The sequence below is a fragment of the Neoluteolibacter marinus genome (assembly GCF_014904755.1).
GTDB classification, from domain to species: Bacteria; Verrucomicrobiota; Verrucomicrobiia; order Verrucomicrobiales; family Akkermansiaceae; genus Haloferula; species Haloferula marina.
The window spans coordinates 1-928 of sequence record NZ_JACZFQ010000194.1; the positions used below are offsets into that span (position 1 = coordinate 1).

The 928-nt window shown below is 65.1% G+C and carries 1 protein-coding gene and 1 pseudogene; both read left to right on the top strand.

Annotation, left to right across the window (positions count from 1 at the left end; genetic code table 11):
- A pseudogene (locus tag IG178_RS25785) lies at window positions 1-249 on the top strand (hypothetical protein); the annotation flags it as partial.
- A 518-nt stretch (window positions 250-767) separates the two neighbouring features.
- Window positions 768-928 (top strand): zeta toxin family protein (locus IG178_RS26300; RefSeq protein ID WP_193215206.1); only part of this gene is annotated, 161 nt, incomplete at its 3' end.

Below are 928 nucleotides of genomic sequence, written 5' to 3' on the forward strand. Positions count from 1 at the left end.
CTGAAAAGTGGTCCCATTACCTGTGCGGTCCAGAGTGCCCCGGCGCCGCCCGCCCCCAAGGCTCCCATGGCACCCCGACCGCGCCCACCGAGCGCGGACGTGAACGCGTGGATCGACGGCTTCTACCACCACTACGACCGCATCCCACCGCGCGACGAGATACGGCACGCCTTCCACGAGCTGACCCAGTCCGATGCAGAGCAGTACCTACGCGACGCCCAGAGCCGGCTGTGGAATCGCGAGTCGTGAAGACGCGCGACCGAGCGATCGTGACCGGGCCAGCGTTGCGTGCCGGCGGGTGAGCTCAGCCCACGTCTAGGGGCAGACGATGAAGGTGTGGGTTGTGTACTCGGTTTCCACAGCCAGGCCATCACGGACGATCAACGGGGGGCCCACCCCCTCTCCGTGGTATTGGCCGGCGCATGAGCACTCGCAGTCCCAGCGTGTCTCAGGCGAGGCGTTCCAGCATGCCTCCACGCACGTCGTCTGGGTTGCTCCGTGGAGGGTGACTTCCACCCGGGTCCCGAGCTCGCCCGGTAGCTGCTCGATCAGGGCTCGGAGGTGTTCGCGTGCGACCTCGAAGCACTTCTCGTCCCTGTTGTACCTGGGGCGAGTCTGCTCTCCGCAGATCCGCTTGAGGAGGTCACGGTTCCCCGACCCTGGCTGGTAAGGAATCTTGACCTTCGTGCGCCCTCTGAGGGGTCGAACGATGCTCGCCATGCCCACAACGTAGCGCTTTCCTAGGAAGCCCACGGCATGATGGGCCGATGACATCAGCGCCGGCCCTTGTGATCCTCCGTGGAAACTCGGCGTCGGGGAAGTCCACCATCGCCCGGAAGGTTCAACACGACCTTCCCCGAGGGCGTATCGCAGTGATCGGCCAAGACCCCGTACGTCGAGAAGTCCTCTGGGAAGAAAACGACAACCC